Annotated in this window: 29 protein-coding genes; 18 read left to right on the forward strand and 11 right to left on the reverse strand. The window is 70.0% G+C overall.

Annotated elements, in window-relative coordinates:
- Positions 1-47: 47 nt before the first annotated feature.
- Both CNO20_RS13720 and CNO20_RS13725 read left to right on the forward strand, forming a co-directional pair.
- A complete protein-coding gene (locus tag CNO20_RS13720; RefSeq protein WP_101296678.1) occupies positions 48-323 on the forward strand; it encodes an ArsR/SmtB family transcription factor in 276 nt (91 codons plus the stop codon).
- Positions 324-401: 78 nt separating this feature from the next.
- Positions 402-707 carry a DUF8036 family membrane protein gene (locus CNO20_RS13725; protein WP_101296751.1) on the forward strand — a complete coding sequence of 102 codons (306 nt, stop codon included), beginning with the start codon at positions 402-404 and terminating at the stop codon, positions 705-707.
- A gap of 48 nt (positions 708-755) precedes the next feature.
- On the opposite strand, the gene cysS is transcribed toward CNO20_RS13725, so the two are convergent.
- From cysS to CNO20_RS13740, 3 genes are all read right to left on the reverse strand, one after another.
- Positions 756-2,237, reverse strand: coding sequence for a cysteine--tRNA ligase (cysS, locus tag CNO20_RS13730; protein WP_101296679.1), 1,482 nt, complete (start codon positions 2,235-2,237; stop codon positions 756-758).
- A gap of 110 nt (positions 2,238-2,347) precedes the next feature.
- Positions 2,348-2,926 carry a PH domain-containing protein gene (locus CNO20_RS13735; protein ID WP_158237415.1) on the reverse strand — a complete coding sequence of 193 codons (579 nt, stop codon included), beginning with the start codon at positions 2,924-2,926 and terminating at the stop codon, positions 2,348-2,350.
- Positions 2,927-3,009: 83 nt separating this feature from the next.
- Positions 3,010-3,513 carry a DUF7523 family protein gene (locus CNO20_RS13740; protein ID WP_101296681.1) on the reverse strand — a complete coding sequence of 168 codons (504 nt, stop codon included), beginning with the start codon at positions 3,511-3,513 and terminating at the stop codon, positions 3,010-3,012.
- Between the two features lie 92 nt (positions 3,514-3,605).
- Between CNO20_RS13740 and CNO20_RS13745 the strand changes: the two genes are divergently transcribed.
- The 9 genes from CNO20_RS13745 (at position 3,606) to CNO20_RS13785 (ending at position 12,588) form a co-directional block, all read left to right on the forward strand.
- Positions 3,606-4,271, forward strand: a complete 666-nt coding sequence (locus tag CNO20_RS13745; protein WP_101296682.1) for a helix-turn-helix domain-containing protein — start codon at positions 3,606-3,608, stop codon at positions 4,269-4,271.
- 172 nt (positions 4,272-4,443) lie between these two features.
- On the forward strand, positions 4,444-5,703 hold the full coding sequence (locus CNO20_RS13750; protein ID WP_233204201.1) for an ABC transporter substrate-binding protein: 1,260 nt from the start codon (positions 4,444-4,446) through the stop codon (positions 5,701-5,703).
- Complete coding sequence (locus tag CNO20_RS13755; RefSeq protein ID WP_101296684.1) at positions 5,700-6,608, forward strand: carbohydrate ABC transporter permease; 909 nt, start codon at positions 5,700-5,702, stop codon at positions 6,606-6,608. Before CNO20_RS13750 ends, CNO20_RS13755 begins: the two co-directional genes overlap by 4 nt.
- Complete coding sequence (locus tag CNO20_RS13760; RefSeq protein ID WP_101296685.1) at positions 6,608-7,477, forward strand: carbohydrate ABC transporter permease; 870 nt, start codon at positions 6,608-6,610, stop codon at positions 7,475-7,477. Before CNO20_RS13755 ends, CNO20_RS13760 begins: the two co-directional genes overlap by 1 nt.
- Positions 7,478-7,479: 2 nt before the next feature.
- Complete coding sequence (locus CNO20_RS13765; RefSeq protein WP_101296686.1) at positions 7,480-8,610, forward strand: ABC transporter ATP-binding protein; 1,131 nt, start codon at positions 7,480-7,482, stop codon at positions 8,608-8,610.
- A complete protein-coding gene (locus CNO20_RS13770; protein ID WP_101296687.1) occupies positions 8,607-9,935 on the forward strand; it encodes a CaiB/BaiF CoA transferase family protein in 1,329 nt (442 codons plus the stop codon). The genes CNO20_RS13765 and CNO20_RS13770 overlap by 4 nt, the downstream gene beginning before the upstream one ends.
- A 130-nt stretch (positions 9,936-10,065) precedes the next feature.
- Positions 10,066-10,314: a hypothetical protein gene (locus CNO20_RS13775; RefSeq protein ID WP_101296688.1), complete on the forward strand. Its 249-nt coding sequence runs from the start codon at positions 10,066-10,068 to the stop codon at positions 10,312-10,314.
- A gap of 146 nt (positions 10,315-10,460) precedes the next feature.
- Positions 10,461-11,336, forward strand: a complete 876-nt coding sequence (locus CNO20_RS13780) for a CbiX/SirB N-terminal domain-containing protein (RefSeq protein WP_101296689.1) — start codon at positions 10,461-10,463, stop codon at positions 11,334-11,336.
- A gap of 1 nt (position 11,337) precedes the next feature.
- A complete protein-coding gene (locus CNO20_RS13785; protein WP_101296690.1) occupies positions 11,338-12,588 on the forward strand; it encodes a DR2241 family protein in 1,251 nt (416 codons plus the stop codon).
- Between the two features lie 55 nt (positions 12,589-12,643).
- Here the strand turns inward: CNO20_RS13785 and CNO20_RS13790 are convergent, their stop codons facing one another.
- Positions 12,644-13,219, reverse strand: a complete 576-nt coding sequence (locus tag CNO20_RS13790; protein WP_101296691.1) for a DUF7524 family protein — start codon at positions 13,217-13,219, stop codon at positions 12,644-12,646.
- 45 nt (positions 13,220-13,264) lie between these two features.
- The gene (locus tag CNO20_RS13795; protein ID WP_101296692.1) at positions 13,265-13,447 is read right to left on the reverse strand and encodes a methytransferase partner Trm112; all 183 of its coding nucleotides are present in this window, start codon (positions 13,445-13,447) and stop codon (positions 13,265-13,267) included.
- Positions 13,448-13,566: 119 nt separating this feature from the next.
- Here CNO20_RS13795 and CNO20_RS13800 point away from each other — a divergent pair, with 119 nt between their 5' ends.
- The 4 genes from CNO20_RS13800 to CNO20_RS13815 all read left to right on the forward strand — a co-directional run bounded on the left by CNO20_RS13800 (position 13,567) and on the right by CNO20_RS13815 (position 17,606).
- Entirely contained in the window at positions 13,567-13,932 is a 366-nt protein-coding gene (locus CNO20_RS13800; RefSeq protein WP_101296693.1) for a group I truncated hemoglobin, read from the forward strand.
- A 246-nt stretch (positions 13,933-14,178) separates the two neighbouring features.
- A complete protein-coding gene (locus CNO20_RS13805; RefSeq protein ID WP_101296694.1) occupies positions 14,179-15,651 on the forward strand; it encodes an extracellular solute-binding protein in 1,473 nt (490 codons plus the stop codon).
- 2 nt (positions 15,652-15,653) lie between these two features.
- The gene (locus tag CNO20_RS13810; protein WP_101296695.1) at positions 15,654-16,637 is read left to right on the forward strand and encodes a carbohydrate ABC transporter permease; all 984 of its coding nucleotides are present in this window, start codon (positions 15,654-15,656) and stop codon (positions 16,635-16,637) included.
- A complete protein-coding gene (locus CNO20_RS13815) occupies positions 16,638-17,606 on the forward strand; it encodes a carbohydrate ABC transporter permease (protein ID WP_101296696.1) in 969 nt (322 codons plus the stop codon).
- Positions 17,607-17,624: 18 nt separating this feature from the next.
- Here CNO20_RS13815 and CNO20_RS13820 read toward each other — a convergent pair whose 3' ends face one another.
- Together CNO20_RS13820 and CNO20_RS13825 are read right to left on the reverse strand one after the other, a co-directional pair.
- Complete coding sequence (locus CNO20_RS13820; protein WP_101296697.1) at positions 17,625-17,837, reverse strand: homing endonuclease associated repeat-containing protein; 213 nt, start codon at positions 17,835-17,837, stop codon at positions 17,625-17,627.
- Positions 17,838-17,951: 114 nt separating this feature from the next.
- Positions 17,952-19,283: an adenylosuccinate synthase gene (locus CNO20_RS13825; RefSeq protein WP_101296698.1), complete on the reverse strand. Its 1,332-nt coding sequence runs from the start codon at positions 19,281-19,283 to the stop codon at positions 17,952-17,954.
- Positions 19,284-19,515: 232 nt separating this feature from the next.
- Here CNO20_RS13825 and CNO20_RS13830 point away from each other — a divergent pair, with 232 nt between their 5' ends.
- A complete protein-coding gene (locus CNO20_RS13830; protein WP_101296699.1) occupies positions 19,516-19,821 on the forward strand; it encodes a hypothetical protein in 306 nt (101 codons plus the stop codon).
- Positions 19,822-19,895: 74 nt separating this feature from the next.
- Here the strand turns inward: CNO20_RS13830 and CNO20_RS13835 are convergent, their stop codons facing one another.
- Positions 19,896-21,830: a DUF7527 domain-containing protein gene (locus CNO20_RS13835; RefSeq protein WP_101296700.1), complete on the reverse strand. Its 1,935-nt coding sequence runs from the start codon at positions 21,828-21,830 to the stop codon at positions 19,896-19,898.
- Positions 21,831-21,989: 159 nt separating this feature from the next.
- Between CNO20_RS13835 and CNO20_RS13840 the strand changes: the two genes are divergently transcribed.
- On the forward strand, positions 21,990-22,808 hold the full coding sequence (locus tag CNO20_RS13840; protein WP_101296701.1) for a CDP-alcohol phosphatidyltransferase family protein: 819 nt from the start codon (positions 21,990-21,992) through the stop codon (positions 22,806-22,808).
- Positions 22,809-22,825: 17 nt separating this feature from the next.
- Here CNO20_RS13840 and CNO20_RS13845 read toward each other — a convergent pair whose 3' ends face one another.
- The gene (locus CNO20_RS13845) at positions 22,826-23,758 is read right to left on the reverse strand and encodes a class I SAM-dependent methyltransferase (RefSeq protein ID WP_101296702.1); all 933 of its coding nucleotides are present in this window, start codon (positions 23,756-23,758) and stop codon (positions 22,826-22,828) included.
- 48 nt (positions 23,759-23,806) lie between these two features.
- Positions 23,807-25,435, reverse strand: a complete 1,629-nt coding sequence (locus CNO20_RS13850) for a potassium channel family protein (protein ID WP_101296703.1) — start codon at positions 25,433-25,435, stop codon at positions 23,807-23,809.
- A 142-nt stretch (positions 25,436-25,577) separates the two neighbouring features.
- Here CNO20_RS13850 and CNO20_RS13855 point away from each other — a divergent pair, with 142 nt between their 5' ends.
- Positions 25,578-25,901 (forward strand): CDGSH iron-sulfur domain-containing protein, encoded by a 324-nt coding sequence (locus CNO20_RS13855; RefSeq protein ID WP_101296704.1) that lies wholly within the window; start codon positions 25,578-25,580, stop codon positions 25,899-25,901.
- An 80-nt stretch (positions 25,902-25,981) separates the two neighbouring features.
- Here CNO20_RS13855 and CNO20_RS13860 read toward each other — a convergent pair whose 3' ends face one another.
- Positions 25,982-26,845, reverse strand: coding sequence for a cytochrome c oxidase subunit 3 (locus tag CNO20_RS13860; RefSeq protein WP_101296705.1), 864 nt, complete (start codon positions 26,843-26,845; stop codon positions 25,982-25,984).
- Positions 26,846-26,864: the final 19 nt, after the last annotated feature.

Here is a 26,864-nt window from a genome sequence, read left to right on the forward strand (position 1 = left end):
GGTCGCTGTCGATGCGCTTACGTGATTTCGGCGAATCGTACGGGACGATGGAGGCCGTCCTCTGGTACGTGCTGACCGGAACGCGGGGCGGGAAGAACCGCGTTCGGGTCCTGCGGGCGCTCGACGAGCGCCCGCGGAACGCGAACCAGCTCGCGGGCGACCTCGATCTCGACTACAAGACCGTTCGCCATCACCTCGACGTGCTGATGGAGAACGACATGGTGCGGAACAGCGGCGACGGCTACGGGGCGGTGTACCTCCCGAGCGACCAGGTCCGCCACCACTGGGAGACGGTCGAAACGATCATGGAGCAGGTGGAGTGAGATGCGCCGTCCGACGCCCGAGACTATGGGAAGATTTGGGAAAGTGTATATGAACGCCCCGGGGAAATGGAGGATGAGATGAGCGTCTGGTTCGACGTGGCCCGAATCGCGACCGGGCTGAACGTTCTGTTCTTGCTGGCGCTCAGCTACGTCTGGGTGCGCAACTACGCCGAGTTCCGCTCGAAGCACACGCTCGGACTGCTCATGTTCTCGCTGTTTCTGCTCGCCGAGAACGCCTTCGCCCTCTACATCTACCTCGTCGATCCGACGCTGTCCGGCTGGTTCGCCAGCGAGGTTCCGGCCATCGCCTGGCGGGGGATGATGGCCCTGCACGTCCTGGAGACGGTCGGCGTCGGCTTCCTCCTGTGGGTGACCTGGGACTGACCGACCGCGCCTACGAGACCGCCGCCGGGCCGCGGACGTTCCCGACGATCAGAACCGGTACGTCGGGCCGTCGGCGCTGTCCTCGACTTCCACGCCCAGCTCCGCCAGCGCGTCGCGCAGCTCGTCCGCGCGGTCGTAGTTGCCGGCCTCGCGCTCCCGCTCGCGCAGGTCGAGGACCAGCTCGACCAGTTCGCCCGCCAGCCGGACGTCGCCGTCGGCCGCCTCCCCGCCGAACGTCAGGCCGAACACGCCGCCGCCGAGTTCGTCGAACGCCTCGATCGCCCGGCGGAGCCCGCGGTAGTCGTACTCCGCTCGACCCTCGCGGTGTCGGTTGACGGCCGAGGCCAGCTCCAGCAGGGCGGCCATCGCCTCGCGGGCGTTGAAGTCGTCGTTCATCGCGCGCGAGAACTCCCCGCGGGCCTCGTCGACCGCGGCCCGGAGATCCGGATCTTCGACCTTCGTCCGGGCGTCGACGCCGTCGCACGCCTCGACGGCGGCGTCGTAGGCGCGTTCGAGGCGCTCCCACCGCTCTCTCGCCTCCTCCATCGCCGCCTCGGAGAACGTCTGCTTCGACCCGTAGGCGGTCGAGAGGTAGAACGTCCGGATCACGTTCGGGCCGAACTCCTCCAGGGCGTTCGACACGGTGAAGAAGTTGCCGAGGCTCGAACTCATCTTCTCGCCCGCCGTCTCGAGCAGTCCCGTGTGCAGCCAGTAGCGGGCGAACCGCCGGTCCGTCGCCGCCTCGCTCTGGGCGATCTCGTTCTCGTGGTGCGGGAAGACGAGGTCGTGGCCTCCGACGTGGACGTCGATCGTCTCGTCGAGGTGCGTCATGCTCATCGCGGAGCACTCGATGTGCCAGCCGGGCCGCCCCTCGCCCCACGGCGAGTCCCACGTTTGGCCCGCCGGGGCGTCGGAGGTCTCGCGGCCGTCCTTCCGGTGCTCCGCGACGTCCTCGGCCGAGACGCCGCCGGCCTTCCAGAGCGCGAAGTCCGCGGGGTGGCGCTTTTCGCCCCGCTCCGACGCGTCGCCCTGCGACTCCATCTCCTCGACGCTCTGGTTCGAGAGCTTCCCGTAGTCCGGGAACTTCGTGACGTCGAAGTAGACGGAGCCGTTCGACTCGTAGGCGTACCCCCGCTCGATCAGCGTCTCGATGAGCGCCACGATCTCGGGGATGTGCTCCGAGACGCGGGGGTACACCTCCGCGCGCTCGAGGTTCAGCCCCCGCATGTCGTCGAGGACGGACGCGATGAAGTGCGCCGCGACCTCCGCCTCCGTCTCGCCGAGGTCGTCCTCGCCGATCCGGGCGACGATCTTCTCATTCACGTCTGTGAAGTTCTCGACGTGGCGCACGTCGTACCCCTCGTGCTCCAGCCACCTGTGCATCACGTCGGTGTGAACCCACACCCGCGCGTGCCCGAGGTGCGCGTCGTCCGAGACCGTGAGCCCGCAGACGTAGAGCAGGACCTCGTCTCCGCCTGGCTCGAACTCCTCGCGCTCGCCCGTCAGGGTGTTGGTCACGGACAGCGTCATCGGATTCGGCTAGCCGTGCGAGGGTCAAAAGGTTACTCAAGCGCGGTCGTCCGGCGACGACCGCGGACTCTCTCGTCCGACGGCCGACCTCCGCGGCCGCGACCGAGCCGTCAGTCGAGCCCGTCCGCGGTCTCCGTTCGGTCGGCGGCCGTCCGGTTCGCCCTCTCGGATCGGCCCGTTCCACTCGCCTCCGCGAGCTGATCGCTCAGCACGCGGTTCACCCGCTCCGGATCGGGCACGTCCTCCAGCACCAGGTCGACCGTCCCGGAGCCGGCGGTGTAGAGGGTCATGTCGCCGAACGAGAGCAGCCGCTGCAGCGTCGACTGGCTGTACGTCGCGTTCTGGATGCGGTCGATCCGCAGCCGCGTCACGTCCCTGGAGACGACGCCGCGCTTCCGGTAGATGCCGCTCGTCGTGATCACGTAGTGCGTGGTCGTCCACCGGAGGTAGGCCGCGAGGCCGACGAGCGCGGCGACGGCGACGAGCGCGAGCGGGAGCAGCGGCACCCACCACGGGAGGTCGGGAAGTGCGGTCCTCAGGGCCACCGCTATCGCCAGCCCGATCAGTCCGAGCGCGGCGAGCGGGACGAGATCCCGCGCGAGGACGTAGACGCTCGGGCGGTCGTGCCAGCGGACGCGCTCGTCCCGACCGAGCGAGAGCCAGTCGGCCGACTCGATGGGTCTGTCCACGGGTGACACGTAGTCGGAGCTGACGTTTATCGTTTTTGTCGGGTCGACGAGGGGTCCTCCGCTCGCTCATTCCGTCTCGCGGTTCACTCCGGAACCGCGGCCAGCGCCGCCTCGACGGCGCGAACCGCGGCCGCGCCGTCCCGCCGCGACACGATCACGGCCAGCGAGCCGTCCGTTTCCCCCGCGGCCGTCACTCCCGCGGCCGCCACCGCGACGTCGTTCGCCTCCAGCCGGCCGAGGACCGCCGCCAGCGCCGCCGGATCGACCGCGCCGGTCGCCAGCACGGCGGTCTCTCGGCCGGCGTCGGGCGCGAACCCGCGATCGCCGACGAAGAAAAGCGCCTCGTCGGGGTCGTCCGTCTTCCCGACCCCGCTCTTCATCGTCACCCGGGCCGCGCGGTCGTCCGCCGCGTAGGGCGGCAGATCGTCCGCGAATCGACGGAGCGCCGTCGAGACGGCCTCCGTCTCGCCGTCGAGGTCGAGAAACTCGGCGGCGGCCGCGTAGTTGACGACGCCGGCGCGCAGCGCCCGGAGGAGAAACGGGCGCTCGCGGACGGCTTCCCGCGTTTCGGCTGCCAGTGACGCCATGGTTCGGTCTCCGGCGGACGGAGCATAACTGTTCTGCGCCGGGCGCCGGCGCGCCGGGAAGCTTCATAGTTGCGGCGTGGTAACGTGGACCGATGCTCCGGGCGACTATCTACCTCGACCTCGACCGGGACTACGTCCTCAGCCGGATCAGCGAGCGGAGCGACAGGCCCTTTCTCGTGACGCAGTGCGAGGTCATCGACGACGAGTACATCAGGTTCGTGATCGACGCGGGCGATCACCGCGACGAGATCGAGGGCGCGCTCCTGGCGAGCGACGCGGTGCGCGACGTCGAACGGGTCGGCGACGGGGAACTGCTCATCACCAAGCGGTCCTCCGGCGCGCTGCCGATCATCCGCGAGAACCACGGGATGCTCCAGCGGATGAGCAAGTTCGAGGGGACCACGCGCGTGTTCGACGTCGTCGTCTTCAGGCGGGCGGACCTGAAGGCGATAATCGCGGACCTGCGCGCCCTCGGACGCGTCCGACTCGCCAAGCTCAAGCCGTTCTCGACGCCCGAGACGCCGCTGTCGCCGCGACAGACCGAGGTCCTCTCGCTTGCGCTGGAGGCCGGCTACTACGACTGGCCCCGGCGGACGGACGCGCAGACGCTCGCGGCGCGGCTGGGAATCAGCCACTCGACGCTCCTGGAACACCTCCGGAAGGCCGAAAAGAAGATGCTGTCGGAGGCGCTCGCCGGCGCCTCGGTCGCCGCTTCTCACGGGCCGGCCGCCCCGAACGTCGCCGGCGACGCGCGCTGATCGTCGATCCGGCGTCCGCCGTCCGCTATTTAACGGCCCGACACTTGTGGGGGGTGAAAGTACGTATGAGAATAGATAACAATCGTCCATGTCACGCGCGACAGGCTCGACATCGAAGCGGGGAGCAGCGACGCGCCGCCGTTTCCTCCGATCCGCCGGCGGGGCGGCGACGCTGGCGCTGGCCGGGTGTCTCGGCGGCGGGGGCGGTGGCGGCGGAAGCGGCGGGAGCGGCGACGGGACGACCGTCCGGTACCTCTCGGACCGCGGGGACTCGAAGCCGGTCATGGACCAGATCGTCTCGGAGTTCGAAGCGCAGTCGGACTACGCGGTGGAGGTGATCTACACCTCCAAGGGGACCTCGTCGGACCAGGAGATGCAGAAGATGGTCGCCGCCGGCAACCCGCCGGACATCATCTTCGACACCTCGACGGACGCCTACCGGCTCCAGCGCGACGGCGTCCTCGCGCCGGTCACCGCGGCCGTGCGGGACAACGACCTTCCCGACCCCGTCTCGGTCGACGGCGAGTCGTACTTCGCGGCGGCGATGGTCGAGCCGCTCATGGGGTGGTACCGAAACGACGTGTACGAGGAGAACCCCGAGACGTGGGAGAACTGGCTGTCGGAGGCGAAGCGAGTCACCGACGAGGGGGAGATGAACGGGTACGTCGTCCAGTCGGGGCAGACGAACAACGCCGACACGCAGATGACCCAGTACCTCTGGCAGAACGACGTCGAGATCTACCGCGGCCCGTCCGACGGGATCGAGGTGACCGTCGACCGGGGGGCGAACCGCGACGCCGCGGTCGAGACGTTCGAGTGGGTCGAGCGCATGGCGGAGTTCTCGCCGAACGGCAGCGGCTGGGAGTGGGGCGACGCCATCGGCGCGCTCCAGCAGGAGAACGCGGCGGCCATCGTCAGCGTCGGCGGCCTCCCCGTCCTGACGATTCAGGGGAACCGCCCCGACCTCGTCGAGAAGCTCAGCCCGATGCCGTTCCCGGTCCCCGCGGGCAAAAAGCAGGACCAGTGGTGGGCGTACATGGAAGGCCACCTGGTCAGAAACGACGGGCAGGCGACGGAGGGCGCCCAGGAGTTCGTGAAGTTCTTCAACGAGAGCGACCGCTTCTTCGACTTCGTCCTCTCGGCGCCGCTGTTCCAGTTCCCGCCGACGCGCGAACAGCTCGACAGCGACGCCGTCGAGAACAACGAGACGATACGGCAGTTCCCGGAAGTGCTGCAGATGGTCAAGGACAACTGGGACGTGTTCACCTCGGTGCTCGCGACGGGCGACGACGGCGCGCCCAACATCGTCGCCGCCGACGCCTACGGCAACCAGGTGTTCGGGCAGGCGGCCGATCAGCTGCTCGTCGGCGGGAAGTCGCCCGGGGAGACGGTCGACTGGCTCGGCGGGAAGCTCCGCGAACTCGGGCAATGAGCGCGGCGACCGGCGAGCGGGTCCGGGAGCGGTTCGACGGGGCGACGTGGCTCCTCGCCGCGTGTTTCCTCCCGCTCGTGGCGTTCTTCGCGGTCGTTTGGGTCGCGCCGATCCTCTACGCGCTGTGGATGAGCCTGTTCCGGGATCCGGTCAACCAGCCGACGTTCGTCGGGCTCGGGAACTACGTCGACCTCCTGACCGCGCCCCCGTTCTGGGGCTACCTCTGGAACAGCGTCGTCTACGCGGTCTCGACGACCGTCCTCAGTCTGCTCGTCGGGCTGGGGCTCGCGCTCGTCGTCAACCAGCGGGTCCGCGGCGGCGCGGCGCTGCGGACGATGATGATCTTCCCGTACCTGCTGCCCACGCTCGTCGTCATCTTCATGTGGAAGTTCATCCTCGATCCGAACATCGGCGTGCTCAACCAGGCGCTGGTGAGCGCGGGGCTCGTCGAGGAGCCGATCGCCTTCTTCTCGACGCTGGAGTGGGCGATGCCCGCCGTCGTCGTCACGAGCGTCTGGAAGTTCGGCTCGTTTTCCTTTTTCATCCTCCTCGCGCGCCTGCAGGCGATCGACTCCGACCTCTACGAGCGCGCTCGGGTCGAGGGCGCGACGACGTGGCAGGCGTTCCGCGACATCACGCTGCCGCACCTCCGGAGCGCGATCCTCATCATCCTGCTCGTCCGGGGCATCTGGATGTTCAACAAGTTCGACATCATCTTCCTGTCGACCCGCGGCGGCCCGCTGCAGAAGACGACGACGCTCCCCATCAGGATCTACCAGCTCGCGTTCAACGAGGTGAACTTCGGGCTGGCGACGGCGCTCGCCGGCATCATGTTCCTGCTGCTCGCGGCGGCGGCGGCGGTGTACTTCCGGGCGTTCGCGCCAGAGGAGGAGGTGAGCGGCTGATGGCGACCGCACCCCGGCGCGCACCGCGACTCTCGTACCGCGCGCAAAAGCGGCTCAAGCGCGCCGCGCTCTACCTCACCGCGCTGGTCGTCTCCGTGTTCGTCACGGTGCCGGTGTACCTGATGGTCGTCATCGCGATACAGTCGCCCGCCGCGACCTTCTCCGGCGGGCGGGTGAACCTCGTGCCGGCGGAGGTCACGCTGCGGAACTTCCGCGTCCTCCTGGAGACGACGAGCACCGTCCGCTACTTCGCGAACAGCCTCGTCGTCACGGCGAGTTCGACGGTCCTCTCGACGGCCATCGCGGTGGCGGCCGGGTACGGGCTCACCCGGTTCGAGTTCCGCGGCAAGCGCCTCGCCGCGCGGGCCGTCCTCTTTTCCTACATGTTCAGCCCGATCGTGCTCGCCATCCCGCTGTACGTCATCTTCTTCGCGCTCGGGCTGTTGAACAGCTACTTCGCGCTGACGCTCGCGCTGACCGCCATCTCCGCGCCGTTCACGATCTGGCTGATGTGGCAGTACTTCCAGACCGTCCCGATCGCGCTCGAAGAGTCCGCCTGGGTCCGCGGCGCGGGGCGCTGGCGCACCCTCCGGGACGTGGTGCTCCCCGTCGCCCGCCCCGGGTACATCTCCGCGGCCATCTTCGCGTTCGCGGTCGCGTGGAACGACTTCACGATGGCCCGCGTGGTGATGAGCCGGGACGAGATGTACACGATCACCGTCGGGGCCAGCCTCTTTCTGGACCGCGTGACGATCGGCTGGGGGGAGACGATGGCCGTCTCTCTTCTCATCGCCGTCCCCCCGTTCCTCATCGCGCTGTTCCTCCAGCAGTACCTGCTGCAGGGGTTCAGCGTCGGAGGGCTCGAATAACGATGTCCACGAGCATTCACCTCGAAGACCTCAGAAAGGAGTTCCGCACCCTCGGAAGCACCCACGTCGCCGTCGACGGCCTCACGCTCGACATCCCCGACGGGTCGTTCACGACGTTCGTCGGCCCCTCGGGCTGCGGGAAGACGACGACGCTCCGGATGCTGGCCGGGCTGGAGACGCCGACGTCGGGACGGATCCTGTTCGGCGACCGCGACGTGACGGACCTGCCGCCGCAGCGGCGGAACGCGGCGATGGTGTTCCAGTCGATCGCCCTCTACCCGCACATGACCGTCCGCGAGAACATCGGCTACGGCCTGAAGATCAGGGGCGTCTCGAAGGGCGAACGCGACGCCCGCATCGAGGAGGCCGCCGAGACGCTCCAGATCACGGAACAGCTGGAGAAGATGCCGGCCGAACTCTCCGGCGGGCAACAGCAGCGCGTCGCCCTCGGCGGCGCGTTCGTGCAGGACCCCGACGTGCTGCTCCTCGACGAGCCGATGAGCGACCTCGACGCGAAGCTGAAATCCGAGCTCCGCGTGGAGATCCAGCGGCTCCACCAGGAGCTCGAAACGACCGTCGTGTACGTGACGCACGACCAGACCGAGGCGATGACGATGAGCGACCAGGTCGTGCTGCTGCGCGAGGGAGAGCTCGCGCAGGCGGACCCGCCGCGCCGGCTCTTCGACCGACCGCGGTCGGAGTACGTCGCGCGGTTCATCGGGACGCCGTCGACGAACGTCCTCCCCTGCCGGGTCGACCGCGACGGGTCGACCGCGGCGCTCGTGGGGCACGGTTTCCGCGTTCCGCTCCCCGCAGACGCGCTGCCGGCGGCCGTCGGCGACGAGGTCCGGATCGGGATCCGCCCGCAGTTCCTCTCGCCCGACGCGGGAGAACACCGGTTCGAGCTGACCGTCGAGGTCGTCGAACCCATCGGGATCGAGTCGGTCGTCCACGGGCGGACCGACGACGGGACGCGGGTCGACGTCGTCGCCGCCGGCCTCGACTCGCTGCGGCCCGGCGATCGGATCGTCGTCGGGTTCGACCGCGAGCACGCGTTCGTGTTCGGCGCGGGGGGCGAATCGGTCCTCTTCGGCGAGGAGCTGGTCGACGGCCGGGGGCGGTCGATCCGATGAGCGACGGAACCGACGGCCCGCGGGTCGGCGACGGAGGGACCGCCGGACCGCGGGTTGGCAGCGGCGACCACCCGAGCGGCGGCGACCGCGGGGACGCCGCCGTCAGATCGGACGGCGGGACGACCGGTGGATCGGCGGACCGCGGAGCCGACCGTCCCCTGTCGGGGCTCACGGTGCTGGAACTCGGCCACATCGTCGCGGGGCCGTTCTGCGCCCTGTTGCTCGCCGACCTGGGCGCGGACGTGATCAAGGTGGAACACCCGGACGGCGGCGACGCCATCCGCGACTCCAGCCCGCTCGGCAACAGCTCGTTCAACTACGTGAACCGGGACAAGCGGAGCGTCACCGTCGACCTCAAATCCGCGGAGGGGAGGGCGGTGTTCGCCGACCTGGCGGCCGAGGCCGACGTCCTCGTCGAGAACTTCGCGCCGGGCACCGCCGAGCGGCTCGGCATCGGCTACGAGGACCTCCGGGAGGACCACCCCGAACTCGTCTACTGCTCGATCAAGGGGTTCAACCCCGGGCCGTACGAGCGGTACCCCGCGCTCGACCCGGTCGCCGAGGCGCTCTCGGGCGTGATGAGCGTGACGGGACACCCCGGTCAGCCGCCGGTCCGCTGCGGGACGAGCGTCGCCGACATGACGGCGTCGTTCTACGGGGCGATCGCCGTCCTCGGGGCGCTCCGACGGCGCGACGCGACCGGCGAGGGCGGGAAGGTGACCGCGCCGCTGTTCGAGAGCACGGTCGCGCTGATGGGGTACTGGCTCTCGTTCGCCCAGGCGTACGACGAGGTTCCGGGTCCGCTCGGGGCGAGCCACCCGAACTGGGCGCCGTACGACGTGTTTCGGGCGGGCGACGGCGAGTGGGTGTTCGTCGGGCCGTCGAGCCAGCGCCAGTGGGTGGCGATGTGCGAGGCGCTCGACCTCGATCTCCACCGCGACGAGCGCTTTGCGACCCTCGAAGATCGGCGGGAGCACGTCGAGGCCCTCACCGATCTGCTCGACGACGCGTTCGGCGAATCGGACGCGGAAACGCTCGTCGCGCGCCTCCGTGACGCGGGGGTGCCGGTCGCCCCGGTCAACGACGCGGCCGACGTCGCCGCCGACCCGCACCTGGCCGAGACGGACGCGCTCGCGGAAGTGACGACCGCCGAGGGGCGCAGGCGAACCGTCCGCGTTCCCCGGTTTCCGGTCCGCGCGAGCGGGTTCGAGCGCGTCGACTCCGACGACCCGCCCCGGCTGGGCGAACACACCGACGAGGTGCTCTCGTCGCTCGGCTACTCGGCCGAGGAGATCGAGGCGATGCGCGACCGGGGCGCGGTGTAGCCGGCGCGCCAGGCGGGGGCTCTTCGTCCCTCCCCCGCTCGCGGCCGGCTGAACTCGATTTCAGTAAGCGCCCCTACATAAATGTAATTCAGATTATACTTATGGCGGCCGCGAACGTCCGTTTACGTGTATGAGAGAGTCACCGTACAGCCCCAACCCGGTGTACAGTCCGCGGACGACCGTCGCGGGGACGCTGGTCTTCCTCGCGCTGAACGTCGCCCTCGTGTTCGCGCTCTCGGACCCGTACGCGGCCGCCGGTGCGATCGTCGTCGCCGCGGCGGTCGTCGGCGCGACGAAAGCGGCGCTCGCGGCGCGCCGCCGGGCCGGCAGTCAGCGCACCGTCTGCGTCCCCCGGACGGACATCTGCGTCACGGCCTGAGGCGGAGCGGGCCCGTTACGGCCCGAGGCGGGACGGCCGCATCGCGGGCCGGGCCGGCGACCGCGGCCCGAGGCGGGACGGTTGCTCCCCCTGCCCCGACCCGCCGAGTCGAAGTCCCTAAGGCCGTCCTTTCCCGAGTGGTACCCATGCAAGCGCTGGTTATCGTGGCGCACGGATCGCACCTGAACGCCGATTCGAGCGCGCCGACGCGCGACCACGCGGACACCATCCGCGCGGTCGGCGCGTTCGACGAGGTCAAAACCGGCTTCTGGAAGGAGGAACCCTCCCTCCGCGAGGTGCTCCGGACCGTCGAGAGCGACGAGATCTACGTCGTCCCCCTGTTCGTGAGCGAGGGCTACTTCACCGAGGAGGTCATCCCGCGGGAACTCCGCCTGGAGGGCTGGGACGTCTCGAAGTGGGACTCCGACGGCGTCGACGCCGACCACGTCTCGCTGACCGCGGCCGACGTGGGCAAGACCGTCCACTACTGCGGCCCCGTCGGCACGCACGAGTCGATGACGGACGTGATCATCCGGCGCGCCGAGTCGGTGACGGGCGACCCCGACGTGGGCGAGGGGTTCGGCCTCGTCGTCGTCGGCCACGGCACCGAGCGAAACGAGAACAGCGCCAAGGCGATCCACTACCACGCAGAGCGGATCCGAGACATGGATCGGTTCGACGAGGTGCGGGCGCTGTTCATGGACGAGGAGCCGGAGGTCGACGACGTGACCGACCACTTCGAGTCCGACGACGTCGTCGTGGTCCCCCTGTTCGTCGCCGACGGGTTCCACACGCAGGAGGACATCCCGGAGGACATGGGCCTGACCGACGACTACCGCGAGGGCTACGACGTCCCCGCCGAGGTCGACGGCCACCGCATCTGGTACGCGGGCGCGGTCGGCACCGAGGGCCTCATGGCCGACGTGATCCTCGAACGCGCGGCGGACGCGGGGGCGGAGATCGGCGAGGCGATCGAGGTCGTCCGCGAGCGCACCCGGAGCGCGCCCGCCGCGGGGGACTGAGATGGCGACCGACGCCGAGGTTCGCCCCGACCTCCCCGCCCGGCAGTTCGACGCCCTCCTCGACGCGGCGAACGAGGGGCCGGGCGTCCAGTTCGACGGGCTCTACGTCCACCGCGGGGCGGAGGACTACGACCGACTCGGCGGCTACACCCTCGGCACCCCGGAGGAGGAGCGGACGAACCTCTCGGAGTCCGAATTTCACGCCGCGGCCGCGGCCCGCGCCGAGTACGTCACAAACTGGTACTTCTGGCGGCACGTGGTCGGCGGCGCGGAGCGCCGCGGCGGCGTCGAGGGCGACGCGCCCCGCCACCACCGCCGGGCGTTCCTCCGGTGGGTCGAGCGCGCCGACGACGGCGACCAGACCGTCCCGGAGCGGTACGCCGCCCTCGCGGGGGGCGTCTCGCGGGAGTGGGGGCAGCTCCGGGTGACGGCGACGCTCGGCCCCGCGGGCGAACGGCGGTACGAGCTCCGCCACGTCGACGACGCCGACGCGTCGCTCGACGACCTCGACGCGTTCGACGACCCGCTCGCGGCCCGCGACGTCGCCACCTACGACGAGAAGGGGCGGTACCGGCCGCTGAAGACCGCGCCGACGCTCCGATCCGGGTGGGTCATCCGAAACCTCGACCAGCGGGCCGTCGTCCAGGCCGTCGACGCCTTCTACCCCGCGACGATCGCGAACTGGAACCTCGAACGCGCGGGCGAACTCGACGTGAGCCACTGGGACGAGACCGCGGAGAGACAGACGGGGATCTACGACGTCGTCGACGAACTCAGCGGGGACGCCGTCGATCGGATCGCCGAGTCGTGCTGCGTCGACTCGCAGTGTCTCAAACGCCGGATGTGGGACGAGAACGAGGAGACGGAACTCGGACCCGAGCGCGGGGAGGGGATCTTCCCCTGCCGGGAGCCGTGTTCGCTCGTGATCGCCGCGGCGCGCAAGTGGACGACACTCGAACGCGAGGAGCCGCGGACCTACGAGTTCGAACTCACGCCGAGCGAGAAGGAACAGCTAGAGGAGATCGTGGACGCCGTCGCCGACGGCCGGATCGACGAGATCCGCGAGGCCGACGTGTACGACGGCGCGAACCGCTACCGGGCGCGGTACCTGCGGGCCAAGCGGTTCGACGAGGAGGGGAACCTCTCCGGGACGCCGACCGAACCGGACGGGGCCGACGCGGGCGGTGGGAGCGGCGGTGACGCGAGCGAATCGGGCGAGGCGGACGGCGACGAAGCGGAACCGGCCGAGTAGGCCCCACCGACGCCGTCGACGACGGAGCCGCGGGGAGGCGCTCCCTTGGCCCTCGCTACCGCGAAAGCAGCAGGAGCGCGGCGAGCACGCCGCCGATGACGACGCCGACGCCGAGGAGGACCGCCGAACTGTTCACCAGCGACCCCACGCCGAGCGCGAGGACGACGGCGAGCAAGCCGAATCCGACGATGGAGAGCGTACCGGTCTCGGGGAGCGTCTCGCGCAGTCGCTCGCCGAGCGGTTCCGGGCCGGGATCGCGCCTCGGCGGACGGCTGAGGGTCTCGTCCACGTCCACGGGCTCTTTCTCGCGGGCGGGCGGAGCGATGGTCACTTCGACGTACACCGTCTCGGCCCCGTAGCCGGTGACGAGTTTGAGCTTTCCGGTCACCGGCTCGCGGACCGGATCGGCGTCGATCCGAACCTGGCGGGTCGAGCCGCGCTCGACGTAGTGGTTGCCGCCTTCGAGGCTCGCGACCCGCGACAGCGCGTCGTCGAGGTGGAGGTGGACGTGGACCGACTCGCCGTGGTTGACGAGGTCGACGACGAACGACTCGGCGGACGAGAATCGCTCGGCGACCCCGATCTGGTGCAGTCGATTTCGGTTTACGTCCACCGTCAACGAGTCGGGCACACCTCACCCGTTGCGCCGGTGGACGAAAAAGGTTCAGGACCCGCCTCAGTCGCGCATGTCCGGCGGGAGGAGGTTCGGGATGCCGTCCTCGATGGGATACCGCTCCCCGCACTCGGTGCAGACGAGCGTCCCCGCGAGCACCTCCTCGTCGTTCCGGTCGTCGACTTCCAGTTCGAGGTCGTGTTTGTCCATCGGGCAGCAGATGATGTCCATCAGCGACTCTTTCATTACCTGACGCGAAGGAGGGACCGCCCAAAAGCCTACGGGTTCTGTACGATTCGGCGGGTCCGTCCGATCCGTCGGATCGATCGGAAGGAACTTTCGTCCGGCGCGTCTACGCCGAAAAGATGTCGGAGGAAACGACGCTGTACGAGCGGCTCGGCGGCCGGGACGCGATCGCGGCCGTCGTCGACGAGTTCTACGACCGCGTGGTGACCGACGAGCGCGTCAACGGCTACTTCGAGGACATGGACATGACCGAACAGCGCGCCCACCAGACGCAGTTCCTCTCGGCGGTGGCGGGCGGCCCGGCCGACTACGACGGACGCGACATGCGCGAGGCCCACGCCGACCTCGGGATCGACGACCGCGACTTCGAGATCATCGCGGCGCACCTCGACGAGGCGCTGGCCGACTGCGGGGTTCGGGAGGCGGACCGCGAGGCCGTGATGGCCGAGGTCGAGTCGCTGCGGCCGGAGATCGTCGCGGCGTAGCGCTCGCCTTCTGGGGCGGCGTACTGCTCGCCTTTCGGGACGCCGTCGGTCGCCCGCGTCGTTCCCGCACCCGTTCGGGACGGTGACGCCGACCGAACGGGTGAGCGGCTCGCCTCGTCCGGTACCGAGCTCTCGCGCCGGTGGTCGCCCCTTTGGATCGGAATTCGTACCGGAACAATCAGGCTTCATATAATTCAATTTTATAGGAGTTAGGAATTATTTGCACTCCGATCGATACGCACAGTGATGGACGGAGGCAATCTTCGGCGGGGCCGATCGGAGCGCGGTTCCGCGGCGGATCGGCGCGTCTCCCGCCGGGAGTTCGTGAAGGCGGCGGGAGCGACCGGCGCGGCCGTCGGGGTAGCGGGGTGCACCGCACTCGGCAGCGGGACGGACGCGAACACGGTCCAGTGGCTCGCCGATTCGAACGTGACGGGGGCGGCGAGCGACGTGAGAGAGGGACTGTACGAGGCCGGTCTCTCGCGGGACGTCTCTCTCGAAATCCTCGCCGGGCCGAGCAGCACGGACGCCCGCCAGCAGCAGATTCAGCGGTGGCTCGACGCGGGCCTCTCGAACCCCGACCTCATCATGACCGACAGCGGCTGGACGATCCCCTTCATCGTCCGCCAGCAGCTCGTCAACTTCACCGGGAACCCGGCGGTCCCCGACCGCCTCGTCGAACGCATCGAGAACCAGTACTTCGAGTCGATCGTCCAGACCGCCAAACACCCGCAGACGGGCGATCTCTACGGGATGCCGCTGTTCCTCGACGTCCCGACGATGCTGTATCGGCGGGACCTGATCGAGGAGGCCGGCTACAGTCCGAAACGGGAAAACTGGGCGTCGGAGTCGATCCGCTGGAAGCGATTCGCCCGCGCGGTGCGGGACGCGCTGGACCGCAATCGGGACCTCCAGTACGGGTTCACGTTCCAGGCCGCCGCCTACGAGGGGCTTTCGTGCTGTGACTTCAACGAGTTCATGTCCTCGTTCGGCGGCGCGTACTTCGGCGGTCGAGACACCCTCTTCGGGCCGGTCGGCGAACGGCCGGTGACGGTGAACACGCAGCCGGTGATCGACTCGATCCGCATGATCCGGACGTTCATCGGCGGGCCGGACGATCCGCACGCGCTCGACGGCTACGCCGGCCCGATCTCGCCGCGGGCGGTGCTCTCGTGGATCGAGGACTCCTCGCTCGCACCCTTCACCAACGGGAACGCGGTCGCACACCGGAACTGGCCGTACGCGATCCCGATCAGCAGGGAGGCGCTCGGGAACAAGCTCGGGGTGATGCCCATTCCGTACGCCGTCACCGAACGGCAGTCCCGGTACCGGAACATCGGCGGGCCGGTGGCGTCGCTCGGCGGCTGGCACGTGACGATAAACCCGCACACCGAGAAGCTGGACCGGGCGGTCGAGGTCCTCCGGGCGATGGCGACGCGGAGCTTCAGGCTCACCCTCCTGAACGTGATCGGGTGGCTCCCGCCGGAGCCGAAGCTCCTCGACTCGCGGGCGTCGAGGGAGCTCCTCGGCGACGCCGTCGAACCGCTTCGGGTCGCCGGCGAGAACGCGATCCCGCGGCCCGTGACGGTCGTCTGGCCGCAGGAGTCGACGAAGATCGCACAGATCGTGAACGACACCTACGGCGGCGGCATCGCGCCGGCGGAGGCGATGCGGACGCTGCAGTCGCAGCTCGTCGAAATCGAGAACTACAACGGGTAACGATGTCATCAGAACAACAGACGGAATCGGATGTACAGCGGCGATCGGGGGCGTACGCCGGCGCGATCCGGTGGGCGGAGAACCTGAACGACACGCAGTTCGCCTACCTGCTGTTGCTCCCGTCGTTCCTCCTGCTTTTCGTGATCGCGATCGCGCCGCTCGTCATGACGTTCGACCTCTCGCTCCACAGCGACAGCCTCCGCGGCGCACAGCAGGTGGGGCGGTTCGTCGGGCTCGACAACTACGCCGCGCTCCTGACCGGCCGGCTCGACACCGTCGCGCTGCCGAACCCCTTCGTCGATCCGAGCGCCCCGTTCCAGAGCGCGCTGTTCGTGACGGCGATCTTCACGGTGGTGAGCATCCTGCTGGAGACGGTGATCGGGTTCGGGCAGGCGCTCGTGCTGGACCAGGACTTCCGCGGTCGACGGTGGGTCCGCGTCGCCATCATCCTCCCGTGGGCGGTTCCCATCGTCATCCAGGGGATGATCTTCTACCTCATCTTCACGCCCGGCATCGGCTTCGGCGTCGGCGTCGCCCAGGCGATCGGCTTCTCCGGGACGCCGCTCACCAACCCGGCGGAGGCGATCTGGCTCATCATCCTGGCGGACGTCTGGAAGACGTCGGCGTTCATGGCGCTTCTCATCCTCGCGGGGCTCCAGAGCATCGATCGGTCGCTGTACGACGTGGCGAAGGTGGCGGGCGCCTCGAAGTGGCAGCAGTTCAGGCTGGTGACCCTCCCCCTGGTGCTGCCGACGCTGCTCGTCGCGATGCTGTTTCGGACCCTCGACGCCGCGCGGATCTACGGGCTCGCCGAGACGATGGCCGGCTGCACGACGGTGCCGACGCTGTCGTGTCTCGTCGTCACGACGTTCAGCGTGCGCCGCTACGCGACCGCGGCGGCGGTCGCGTTCGTCACGGCGGCGATCATCGGTCTGATCGCGTCGATCTACATCGTTCGCTTCTACCGGAGCGAGGGGGGGATCTGAATGTCGTCGACGACGGGGGACTCCGAAACGTCGTCGGAGCCCGCGGAACGGGGCGGAGGGCGGGACGCCGACGACGCCGGCCCGTACACCCGGTGGGTCCGGCGGTCGATCGACGATCCGCGGCGGACGTACCGGGCGATGTTCTACGTCGTGACGATCTTCTTTCTCGTCACGACGCTGTTCCCGTTCTACTGGCTGCTGGTGGTCGCGCTGACGCCGGAGGACGCCCTGTCGAACATCGGGCTGACGCCCAACGGGTTCAACCCGGGTTCGTTCGTCGAGGTGTTCCAGGTGCTCCCGTTCCACGTGTACATGTTCAACAGCTTCGTCATCGCGCTCTCGACGACCGTCGTCGTGCTGGTCCTGGCCAGCTTCGCGGGGTACGTCTTCGGGCGGATCGACTTCCCGGGCCGAGCGCCGCTCATGCTGCTCCTCCTCGCCATCTCGTTTTTCCCGCCGGCGGGCTTCATCATCCCGCTGTTCCAGCTGTTCACCGGGAACGTCGAGGTGCTCGGCGTGAGCAGCCCGATGCTGTTCAACACGCCCTTCGCGATCATGCTCCCGGCGGGGGCGCTGTACATGCCGCTGTCGATCTTCATCCTCACGACGTTCTACGGGCAGATCCCCGACGGATTAGAGGACGCCGCCCGCGTCGAGGGCGCGACGCGGTTCGGCGCGCTGTTCCGCGTGATCGTCCCGCTGTCGGCGCCGGGCGTCGCGACCGCCGGCGTCCTCACGTTCATCTACGTGTACAACGAGTTCTTCTTCTCGTTCCTCATGACGAACGGGGAAGCCGAGAACTGGGCGCCGCTCGTCTGGGGCATCCTCGGGTACCAGACCCAGTACACGGCGCTGTACAACCTGATGGCCGCCTCGAGCATCATCGGCCTGCTGCCGGTCGCGATCCTCGTGGTGCTGGCCCAGGAGAAGATCATAAGCGGCCTCACGAGCGGCGCGCTCAAGGAGTGAGCGCCCGCGCGGCGGCCGTCACTCGTCCGAGACGACCCCCGCACAGCGCTTCGCGCGGGTCCACCCACCGAGCCGCTGTTGGATCGTCGCGGCCGACGGCCGCAGGTCGAGCGCCTCGTACTCGAGGATGGTCGGCGGGCGCCCCAGGCGCGCCGTCGCCGCTCGCAGCGCTTCGATGCAGTCCTCCCGCGTGAACTCGATCGGCCTCCCTCGCCGGTTTCTGATGCACATGTCTCTCGCCCCTCCGCCGGCTGCTCGGGTCTGCCGCGCTCCCGGATAACAGTTGGGTTTTCGACCGGACCGCGCCGCCGGGCGCGGTTTCGAACTCGGGTTTCAGGCCGACGGCTACGCGTCGAACGGGTTGACCAGTTCGACGGTCTGCGAGCGACCGGGGCCGACGCCGACGGCGTAGACCGGCGCGCCGACCTCCTGGCTCAGGTAGTCCAGGTACTCGCGCGCCGGCTCCGGGACGGCGTCGTAGCCCTCGGCGGCCACCTCGCCCCAGTCGACCTCGGGCCACGGTTCGAACTCCTTCAGCACCGGCTCGCACTCGGCCCAGCGCTCGGTGGTCGCGGGCACGGTCAGCCGCTCCTCGCCGTCGAGTTCGTAGGCGCGGCCGACCTTCACCTCGTCCAGTCCGGCGAGCACGTCGAGGTGGTTGATGGCGATGCCGGTGAAGCCGCTGACGCGGGCGGCGTGTCTGAGCATCGGCATGTCGAGCCACCCGATGCGACGCGGCCGCCCGGTGACGGTGCCGAACTCGCCGCCCTTCTCGCGGATGTAGTCGGCGAGCCCCTCGTCGCGCTCGTCGCCGTCCAACTCGGTCGGGAGCGGCCCCTCGCCGACCCGCGAGAGGTACGCCTTCACGATGCCGACGACCTCGCCGCGGCCGACGACCGTCGGGCCGACGCCGCTGCCGGTCGCCGCGCCGCCCGCCGTCGGGTTCGAGGAGGTGACGTACGGGTAGTTGCCGTGGTCGATGTCGATGAGCGTGCCCTGCGCGCCCTCGAACATGAGGTCGTCCCCCGCCTCTCGCCGGCGGTGGAGGAAGTCGCCGCAGCCGACGATCATGTCCTCCTCGGCGAGCCGGCGGCCGTACTCGGCGTACTCCTCGTGGAGGGCGTCGACGTCGCACTCCTCGCCGGCCTCCAGCCCGTACACCTCCTCGATGAGCGCCCGCTTCTGCGGGACGACGTACTCCAGCCGGTCGCGGAGCACCTCCGGGTCGAGGAGGTCGCCGACGCGGACGCCGCGGCGGCCGACCTTGTCCTCGTACGTCGGGCCGATGCCCCGGCCGGTCGTGCCCACCTTCACGCCCGAATCGGCCTTCGCGTCCTCTTCGATCCCGTCGAGCGCGCGGTGGTAGGGGAGGATGACGTGCGCGCGCTTTGCGACGCGCACGTCGGGGTCGAGCCCCCGCTCGCGGAGCGCGTCGATCTCGTCGAACAGCGTCCGCGGGTTGACGACGCAGCCGTTGCCGAGCACGCCGACCTTCCCCCGGACGGCCCCGCTCGGCACCAGAGACAGCTTGTACTCCTCGTCGCCCTCGACGACGGTGTGACCTGCGTTGTCGCCGCCCTGATACCGGACGACGACGTCGGCGTCGCCGCCCCAGAGGTCGACGAGCGCGCCCTTGCCCTCGTCGCCGAGCTGCGAGCCGACGATGGTGACAGTCATACTCGGCGATTCAGTCCGCCCCGCTAAACCGATTACGGTCCGAAGACGCGACCTGTGCACGAACGCGGACACCTCGTGCCGCCTCCGTCGAGAGTTAGGCAGTCCCGTGTATCCCTTTTAGGCGCAAACCAGAACTGTTAACTACTCGCACGAAGAAGATCTAACACTCGCCTCCCGGTTTCGCCGGTCGACAGCAACTTTTAAAAGCCTAAAAGACAAGTTAACAAATGGCATGATAGATCGACTTGAGAAGGAAGTGGACATGCTCGAACGACATTTGCAGGTGCTGAAGATGGTCATCGACAGCGAGCCGATCGGCATCGTGAAGATGTCCAACGAGACCGGCTACCCCCACCACAAGGTCCGGTACTCGCTTCGCGTCCTCGAAGAGGAGAACCTGATCGAGCCGTCCAGCCAGGGTGCGATCACGACCGAGCGAACGTCGGAGTTCGTCGACGAGCTCGACAGCAAGCTCGACGAGATCGTCGAGAAGCTCCGGTCGATGCGCATCGAAGACGCCGCCGAGATCGAACGGTAGGCTCGTCGAATCGCCCGCGCGGCGATTCCGGACGCGGAGAGGGAGAGGGAGCGTGGTACGCGGAGCGGTGCGGCTCAGAGCTCCGGGACGGTCACGTGGAAGTCCCCGCTCCGCGCCTCGACCAGACAGAGGTGGAATCCCCGTTTTCGCGAGAGCCTCACGAAGCTCTTGCGCCGCCCGCGGCTGAGCAGGCCGCCGCCCGTCGCGTCGGCCGCGGCCTCCAGCGCCTCGGGTTCGAAGAAGCTCGCGGTGACGAAGCACGCGCCGCCGAGCGACTTCGCGGACTCGCCGACCGCGCTGGCCCGCTCTATGAGCCCCGTCATCATCCCTTCCGTCGCGGGTTCCCGCGAGCCGTTGACGTTCGCCACCAGGAGCGGGTTCCCCATCCGGTCCCGGAGCACGACGTCGAAGGCCACCCGCTCGCGGCGCTCCTCGCCGTCCTCCCTGGACTCGATCGCCACGTCCCCGCGGAGTTCGGCGCGGTCGATCCGCGGGATCGCGTCGAACAGGTCCTCCAGGGCCACCTCGCTGTTCGTCTCCGCGATCTCGTACAGGAGGTCGCGGACGACCCACCGGACGAAGCGGTACTCGACCGTCCCCCGGAGGAACTCCTCGAACGACCGGCCGTCGACGCGGAGCCCCTCGTCGTCGAAGCTCGTGTGGTGCTCGACGCGCAGGTTCCCGTTCACCTCCTCGCGGGTCGCCTCGCCGGCGTGGGCCTTCTCCAGCGTCCCGCCGCCTTTCGTCCCGTAGCGGACGAAGAGGTTCGTCCCCTCCAGCGCCGCCTCCGGGTCCATCGTCCGCTCCGCCGTCGGCGCGCCGTCGCCACCGGCGAGCGCCTCCTCCAGCCGTTCCACCTCGGCTTCGAGCTCCCGGACGCGGGCGCGGAGGCGCTCGGCCTCCTCGCGCTGCCGGTCGCGCTCCGCCGCGAGCCGTTCTGCGCCCGATTCCGCGCCGTCGCGCTCTCCCGCCGCAGTCTCTCGGCGCCCCTCGGCGCTCTCGGCGCGGTCGGCCTCCGCCGGGCCGTCCGCGTCCCCGGCCGGCGCCGATCGCCGCGGATCGAGCGCGGGGATCGACTTGGCGTTCCGCCACTCCGCCTCCTCGGAGAAGACGTCGTTCGACCGGGACGCCGGCGCGGACGCCCCCCCGGTGGCATCGAGCGCGCCGGCTTCCGACGCACTCGACTCCGGCGCGGCGGCGTCCGGACCGTCCGAGGCGGGTTCCGCTTCCGGGGGCGTCGTCGGCTCTCGCTCCGTCGACGCACCCCGCGACGCGTCCCGCGTCGGCTCGGAGTCGTCCGGCTGCGCCGCCCCGTCTCCCGAGCCGGTTTCCGTCGGGACCGGCCCCCCGGTCGCCGAACCGTCTTCCGCCCCGGCGTCGTCCCCGTCGGACTTCGTCTCCGGTTCGGTCGGCCCGTCGGACGCCGCTCCGGCTGTCGATCCTTCGGACGCCGCTTCGGCGGTCGAGCGCGGCTCGGGAATCTCGACGATGTCGAGGTCCACCTCCGTGACCTCGTAGATGCCGACCTCGTCGGCCGCGCGCTCGAACGCCTCGTCGCCGGTCACGAGCGTTCCGCCGGAGCCGACGAACGCGACGCTCATCGACTTGCCGCCGTAGTAGACCACGTAGTAGTCGCCGGACAGCACGTTCTCGGACAGCTCGACATAGCCGGTGAAGTTGCCCGCCGAGAGCGTCGCGTCGGCCTCCGCGAGCGGCGTGTCGTTCGTGTAGTACCTCGCCCTCGGTTCCCCTCCCCGAAGCCGCATCGCGTACAGGAGCGGCAGGGACGGATCGGGCGCCGCGTAGGCAGTCCCGTCGGCGTCCTCGAACGCCTCGACGGAGCCGTCGAACACGCCGAGGAAGTGGCCGTTGAGCGCGAACGCCCACGCCGATCCCCCGCTGACCGCGCCGGTGAATCCCCGGTCGGCCAGATCGCGCAGCCCGGCGTAGCCGCCGGAAAACGGCCGCGAGTCCCACCCCGTAACCGCCTCGACTATCTCGCCCTTCATTCGCTCGTATGTCCCGCCAAGCCGAACAAATACTTTCCGGAGGTCCGACCGGGGCGGGTCCGGAAGCGCCGGCCGGCGCTCCGAAACGCGCCGGTCGGCTCCAGCCTGCTCGTACTGTCGCGCGAATAGAATTATGGGTGCCCGGACCGATTTGCGACCGTGAACGGTACCGATCGGCCCCCCGGCGGGAGCGCGCTCGCCAGCCTCCGTCGCCGAGCGGCGGCCGCCGCGGTCGCCGCTGTCTGCTCGACGCTCGGCGTCGCGGTCCTGGTCAGATCCGTCTCGGGGACGGGGGCGGCGATCCGGTGGTCCGCGACCGCGGGCGTCGTGCTCCTCCCCGTGTTCTGGCTGCTCGTCTCGCGTCTGGACGCCAACCGTCGCCCCGACGGCGCGAGGCTCCTCCCGCGGTTCGGCGTCGGCAACGCCCTGACGCTCGTCAGGGGGGTGTTACTCGCCTGGGTCGCCGGGTTCCTCCTCCTCGCCTGGCGCGGCGGCCCCCTCGCCTGGTGGCCCGCGGCCGCGTACGGGACCGCCGCCGGGCTCGACTACGTGGACGGGATCCTCGCCCGACGGTTCGGCCGCGAAACCGTCCTCGGCGCGCGACTCGACACGTCGTTCGACGCGCTCGGCCTGCTCGTCGCGCCCCTCGTCGGCGTCGCCGCCGGCGCGCTCCCGGCGTGGTACCTCTCCGCGAGCGCGGCCCGCTACGCGTTCGTCGCCGGGATCCGCCTCCGGGAGCGGCGGGGGCTGCCGGTGTACGAACTTCCGCCGCGGCGGAGCAGGCGCTTTCTCGCCGGCCTGCAGATGGCGTTCGTCGCCGCCGCGCTCTCGCCCGCGCTCCGGGGCGCGGCGGTGACCGCCGGCGCGGCGCTCTTCGGCGGCGCGTTCCTGCTCGGGTTCGCGCGGGACTGGCTCGCGGTGACCGGGCGACTCGGTTCGTCGGGGCGCTCGGAGCGCGACGAGCAGCCCGCCGACTGACCGCGCCGCCCTTCGGGTCAGGGAACCCGCCCGAGCAGGTCGATCTGCCGCGTTTCGTACCGCAGCTCCCCGCGCTCGACGGCGGCGTGCCGGTCGTCCGCCCACGCGCGCAGGTCGCCCCTGTCGATCCCGGCGGCGTCTCCGGCGTCGATGGCGTCCGCGACCGCGCCCTCGACGGTGTCGACGATGTGGTGCAGGAAGTACGCCTCGTCGGCCGGATACGGCGGTTCGACGACCCAGTCCGACCGACCGGACGCGAGCACCTCGCCCCCGCAGTCCCCGACGGCGGACGGCAGCTTCCGGCCGGTCTCGCTGCACCCGGGGCGGTCCGGCGCGTCCATCGTGGCGTGGTAGGCGTCCGTCAGCTTCCGCTCGAAGGCGGGGTCCGGGACCGGTTCGAACCGCGTCTCGCCGTCGAAGGTGATCGGGAAGTAACAGCGGCCGCCGGGGGAAACGAGCGGGAACAGCGCCGAGAGCGCCGGCCGGAGGTCGACCAGGTCGAGGAACGCGCAGGCGACGAGCGCGTCCCACTCGCGGTCGCCGTCGACCCGGGCGGCGAAGTCGAACGCGTCGGCGGCGACGAACTCGACCGCGACCGTCGCGCCGTCCCGGCGGAGCCGAAACCCGCCGTCGGCGGGGGCGGTCCGGTAGCCCCGTTCGCGCGCCCAGTCGGCGAGCCGCTCGCGCGCGGCGTCGATCAGTCCGGGGTCGAGGTCGACCGCCGTGTAGGCGACGTCGTCGGGGAGGCGGTTCCACGAGAGGAGCCGCCGGAGCATGGTTCCGATCCCGGCTCCGACTTCGAGAACCGAGATCGGGCCGTCGGACTCGGCCGCCCGCTCCGCGAGCCCCGCCGACAGGCGGTCGAGCGTCGGTCGGTGGAGCGCGCGGTCGTCGACGGTCCGCTTCGCCGCGAGGTAGCGCTCGAACGAGTACGCGTCGGGGCGTGACACGCACGAGCGTACGGGCGCGAGCCCAAAACCGTATCGGCGGCCACGGCGTCAGCCGGCGAGTTCGTTGAACCGGTTGATGTCGGCGTCGGTTCCGGCGACGACGAGCGAGTCACCCGATCGGACGACGAAGTCGGGGCCGACGTCGGTCACGATCTCGCCGTCGCGCTCCGCGGCGATGACGGTGCAGTTCGTCCGCGCGCGCACGTCGGCGTCCGCGAGGCTGCGGCCGGCCAGCCGCGGCGCCTCGGTGCGGACGATCTCGATCTGCGCGTCCGGGGCGATGACCTCCTCGTCGAGGAGGTCGGACGCGAGGATGCGGCCGCTCACGGTCGCGAGCGCCAGGACGTACTCCGCGCCGGCGCGGTACAGCTTCGCGACGTTATCGGCGTCGTTCGCGCGGGCGATCACCTCGACCTCCGGCGCGATCTGCTTCGCCACGAGCGTCGCGAAGATCGTCTCCGTGTCGTCCGCCAGCGCGAAAACGACGCTCCGGGCGCTGTCGATCCCGGCGGCCTCCAGCGTCCGCGGGTCGGTCGCGTCGCCGACGACGTCGACGCCGGGTTTGTCCTCGCGGTCCACCACCACGCTCGTCGCGTCCGCCGCGGCGAGCGCCTCGGCGACCGTCGAGCCGACCTCGCCGTACCCCGCGACGAGCACCCTCCCGCGGCGGCGGCGGCGCGTCTCCGAGAGCGTCAGCTCCTTCAGCCGTTCGAGCTGCGCCTCCGGTCCGGTCACGAGCAGGATGGTGTGCTCGTCGATGACGTCGTCGGGCGCGGGCGGCGTGACGAACTCGCCGCGGAACCACGCGCCGATGACGTTCGTCCCGCGGAGTTCGCCCACGCCGCTGTCGGCGATCCGCTTCCCCTCCAGGGGACTGCCCCGGTGGACGAGCAGTTCGGCGATCTCCAGGTCCTCGCCGATCTCGACCGCGCCGCCGACCTCGGCGGAGACCGCGGTCGTCGCCTTGCTCGCCAGCCGCTCGCCGAGCAGGCGGCGGGGGGAGACGACCGCGTCCGCGCCGGCGTACCGGTGGTAGTCGGCGACGTCGGGGCTCTCGATGAGGCTGATCACGCGCGAGTCGGGGGCCGCCTGCTTCGCCGAGAGGATAACGCTCGCGTTCGTCTCGTCGTCCGCGTCGGCGACGATCGCGCGCGCGTCCCCGACGCACGCGCCTTCGAGAACTTCGACGGATTCGGGGTCGCCGAAGATGACGTCCCACCCGCCCTCGTAGAGCTGCCGCGCCCGCTCGCGGTCCGGCTCGACGAACAGGTACGACACGTCCACGGCGTCGAGTTCCTGCACCAGCGTCTCCCCCCGCGGCGTGTGCGAGCAGATGACGACGTGGTCCCGGTACCCGTCGACCGAGGTCGGGACCGTCGTCGAGAGCGACTCCTCCAGGAGGGGGAAGACGAACACCGGCAGCGCCATGAAGATGAGGATCACCCCGGTCAGGTCCATCACGATGACGAGGAGGTTCATCTCGGGCGACTGCCACGGCGCGTCCGATCCGAACCCGGTCGTGGTGAACGTCTCGACGACGACCTGCAGCGAGTGGAGGAAGGACTGCTCCCGCCCCTCGAAGGCGGCCATGGCCTCGTGGTAGAGGACGGCGTAGACGAGCATCACGGCCGCGAGCGTGAGCAGATAGGACGCCGTCTGCCGCTTCCACTTGTTCATGCGTTCGACACTCCGCGCGGGGACGGGTATAAGGTTCGGACGCCGAGCCCGGGTCCGACTCGTCCGTCGGCCGGCGTCGCCGATCGGCGCGCCGAACCCCGAACCCCGTCAAGACTAACCCGCCGACGCCCGTTTCCCGGACATGGCGCGCGAAGTCACGCACACCGAACGGGGGCCGCTCATCGTCGGCCCCGAGGACATCGACGAGGAGAAGGGGGACGTCGCGATCTGCCTGTGCGGGCTGAGCGACGACTACCCGTTCTGCGACGGCTCGCACCGCGCGACCGAGTCGGAGGAGGAGGGAGTCCGCTACAGGTACGAGGGCGGAGAGCGGCGCGAGATCGCGCGGATCGAGTACGCGGAGGAGGGGGACGGCTCCGTCGAGGGGGACGAAAACGCCGACGGCCGGGAGAGCGACGAACGCGCCGGTGACGGCGTCGACAGCGCCCTCGACCGCGAGCGGTGACGCCGGGGGAAACCGGAGCCGAGCTTCGGCTCGCGGCCGGCGGAATCACCGCGACGAGAAGGAGGTCGGACCGATCCGCGTCAGGCCGCGCCGACCGCTGCGCCGACGTACAGCACGACGACGAGGAAGATCCACACCACGTCGACGAAGTGCCAGTACATCGAGACGGTGCTGACCGAGACGTGCCGCTCGGCCGAGTACTGTCCGGCGAGCGCCCGGACGAGCACGATGGCGAGGAGCACCGCGCCGAGGCTGACGTGCAGCCCGTGCAGGCCGGTCAGCCCGAAGAACGCCGAGGCGAAGATGCCGCTCGTGATGGTGAAGCCCTCGTGGACGATGAACTCGAAGTACTCCAGCACCTGGCCGGCGATGAACACCGTCCCGAGCACCAGCGTCACGAAGAGGCCGAGGACGAACTGCCGGCGGTTCTCCCGCCGGATCCCCACGTGCGCCCAGTGGAGAGTGAAACTCGACGCCACAAGGAGCGCCGTGTTGGCGAGCACGAGCGAGTTGAGAAGCGGCGGTAGTGCCGCGCCCTGCGGCGGCCACGCGCCCGCCCGGATGAAGAAGTAGTAGGTGAACACGGCGCCGAACGTCGCCAGCTCGGAGCCGAGGAAGGCGATCATCCCCCAGCGGAGCGCCGCCTCGCTCTCCTCGTCCGCGCCGCGCGACCAGAAGTGGCTGACGAACGCGTGGTAGAGCCAGCCGTAGAGCCCGACGAGGAACAGCCCGACGCTGGCGACGATGACCGCGGGCCCGGCGATCGGGCTCACGATCTGGTTGTTTCCGCTGCCCATGATGTAGAGGCCGGCCCCGAAGTAGATGCCCGCGCCGCCCAGCGCGGTGACGAAGGGCCACCAGCTGGCCTCGCCGAAGCCCCGCGGCCAGTCCTGCACGGCCGGGAGGTGGTGACCGTGGTCCTCGTGAGAGTCTTCGGTACTCATAGGCGTGCGTTGCCGGCCG

Source organism: Halegenticoccus soli (assembly GCF_002844195.1).
Taxonomy (GTDB): Archaea; Halobacteriota; Halobacteria; order Halobacteriales; family Haloferacaceae; genus Halegenticoccus; species Halegenticoccus soli.

Coding starts and splice junctions, on each gene's coding strand:
- CNO20_RS13720 (WP_101296678.1), top strand. CDS start 48: ATGGAGGCCGTCCTCTGGTACGTGCTGACCGGAACGCGGGGCGGGAAG.
- CNO20_RS13725 (WP_101296751.1), top strand. CDS start 402: ATGAGCGTCTGGTTCGACGTGGCCCGAATCGCGACCGGGCTGAACGTT.
- cysS (WP_101296679.1), bottom strand. CDS start 2,237: ATGACGCTGTCCGTGACCAACACCCTGACGGGCGAGCGCGAGGAGTTC.
- CNO20_RS13740 (WP_101296681.1), bottom strand. CDS start 3,513: ATGGCGTCACTGGCAGCCGAAACGCGGGAAGCCGTCCGCGAGCGCCCG.
- CNO20_RS13745 (WP_101296682.1), top strand. CDS start 3,606: ATGCTCCGGGCGACTATCTACCTCGACCTCGACCGGGACTACGTCCTC.
- CNO20_RS13755 (WP_101296684.1), top strand. CDS start 5,700: ATGAGCGCGGCGACCGGCGAGCGGGTCCGGGAGCGGTTCGACGGGGCG.
- CNO20_RS13760 (WP_101296685.1), top strand. CDS start 6,608: ATGGCGACCGCACCCCGGCGCGCACCGCGACTCTCGTACCGCGCGCAA.
- CNO20_RS13765 (WP_101296686.1), top strand. CDS start 7,480: ATGTCCACGAGCATTCACCTCGAAGACCTCAGAAAGGAGTTCCGCACC.
- CNO20_RS13770 (WP_101296687.1), top strand. CDS start 8,607: ATGAGCGACGGAACCGACGGCCCGCGGGTCGGCGACGGAGGGACCGCC.
- CNO20_RS13775 (WP_101296688.1), top strand. CDS start 10,066: ATGAGAGAGTCACCGTACAGCCCCAACCCGGTGTACAGTCCGCGGACG.
- CNO20_RS13780 (WP_101296689.1), top strand. CDS start 10,461: ATGCAAGCGCTGGTTATCGTGGCGCACGGATCGCACCTGAACGCCGAT.
- CNO20_RS13785 (WP_101296690.1), top strand. CDS start 11,338: ATGGCGACCGACGCCGAGGTTCGCCCCGACCTCCCCGCCCGGCAGTTC.
- CNO20_RS13795 (WP_101296692.1), bottom strand. CDS start 13,447: ATGAAAGAGTCGCTGATGGACATCATCTGCTGCCCGATGGACAAACAC.
- CNO20_RS13800 (WP_101296693.1), top strand. CDS start 13,567: ATGTCGGAGGAAACGACGCTGTACGAGCGGCTCGGCGGCCGGGACGCG.
- CNO20_RS13805 (WP_101296694.1), top strand. CDS start 14,179: ATGGACGGAGGCAATCTTCGGCGGGGCCGATCGGAGCGCGGTTCCGCG.
- CNO20_RS13810 (WP_101296695.1), top strand. CDS start 15,654: ATGTCATCAGAACAACAGACGGAATCGGATGTACAGCGGCGATCGGGG.
- CNO20_RS13815 (WP_101296696.1), top strand. CDS start 16,638: ATGTCGTCGACGACGGGGGACTCCGAAACGTCGTCGGAGCCCGCGGAA.
- CNO20_RS13820 (WP_101296697.1), bottom strand. CDS start 17,837: ATGTGCATCAGAAACCGGCGAGGGAGGCCGATCGAGTTCACGCGGGAG.
- CNO20_RS13825 (WP_101296698.1), bottom strand. CDS start 19,283: ATGACTGTCACCATCGTCGGCTCGCAGCTCGGCGACGAGGGCAAGGGC.
- CNO20_RS13830 (WP_101296699.1), top strand. CDS start 19,516: ATGATAGATCGACTTGAGAAGGAAGTGGACATGCTCGAACGACATTTG.
- CNO20_RS13835 (WP_101296700.1), bottom strand. CDS start 21,830: ATGAAGGGCGAGATAGTCGAGGCGGTTACGGGGTGGGACTCGCGGCCG.
- CNO20_RS13850 (WP_101296703.1), bottom strand. CDS start 25,435: ATGAACAAGTGGAAGCGGCAGACGGCGTCCTATCTGCTCACGCTCGCG.
- CNO20_RS13855 (WP_101296704.1), top strand. CDS start 25,578: ATGGCGCGCGAAGTCACGCACACCGAACGGGGGCCGCTCATCGTCGGC.
- CNO20_RS13860 (WP_101296705.1), bottom strand. CDS start 26,845: ATGAGTACCGAAGACTCTCACGAGGACCACGGTCACCACCTCCCGGCC.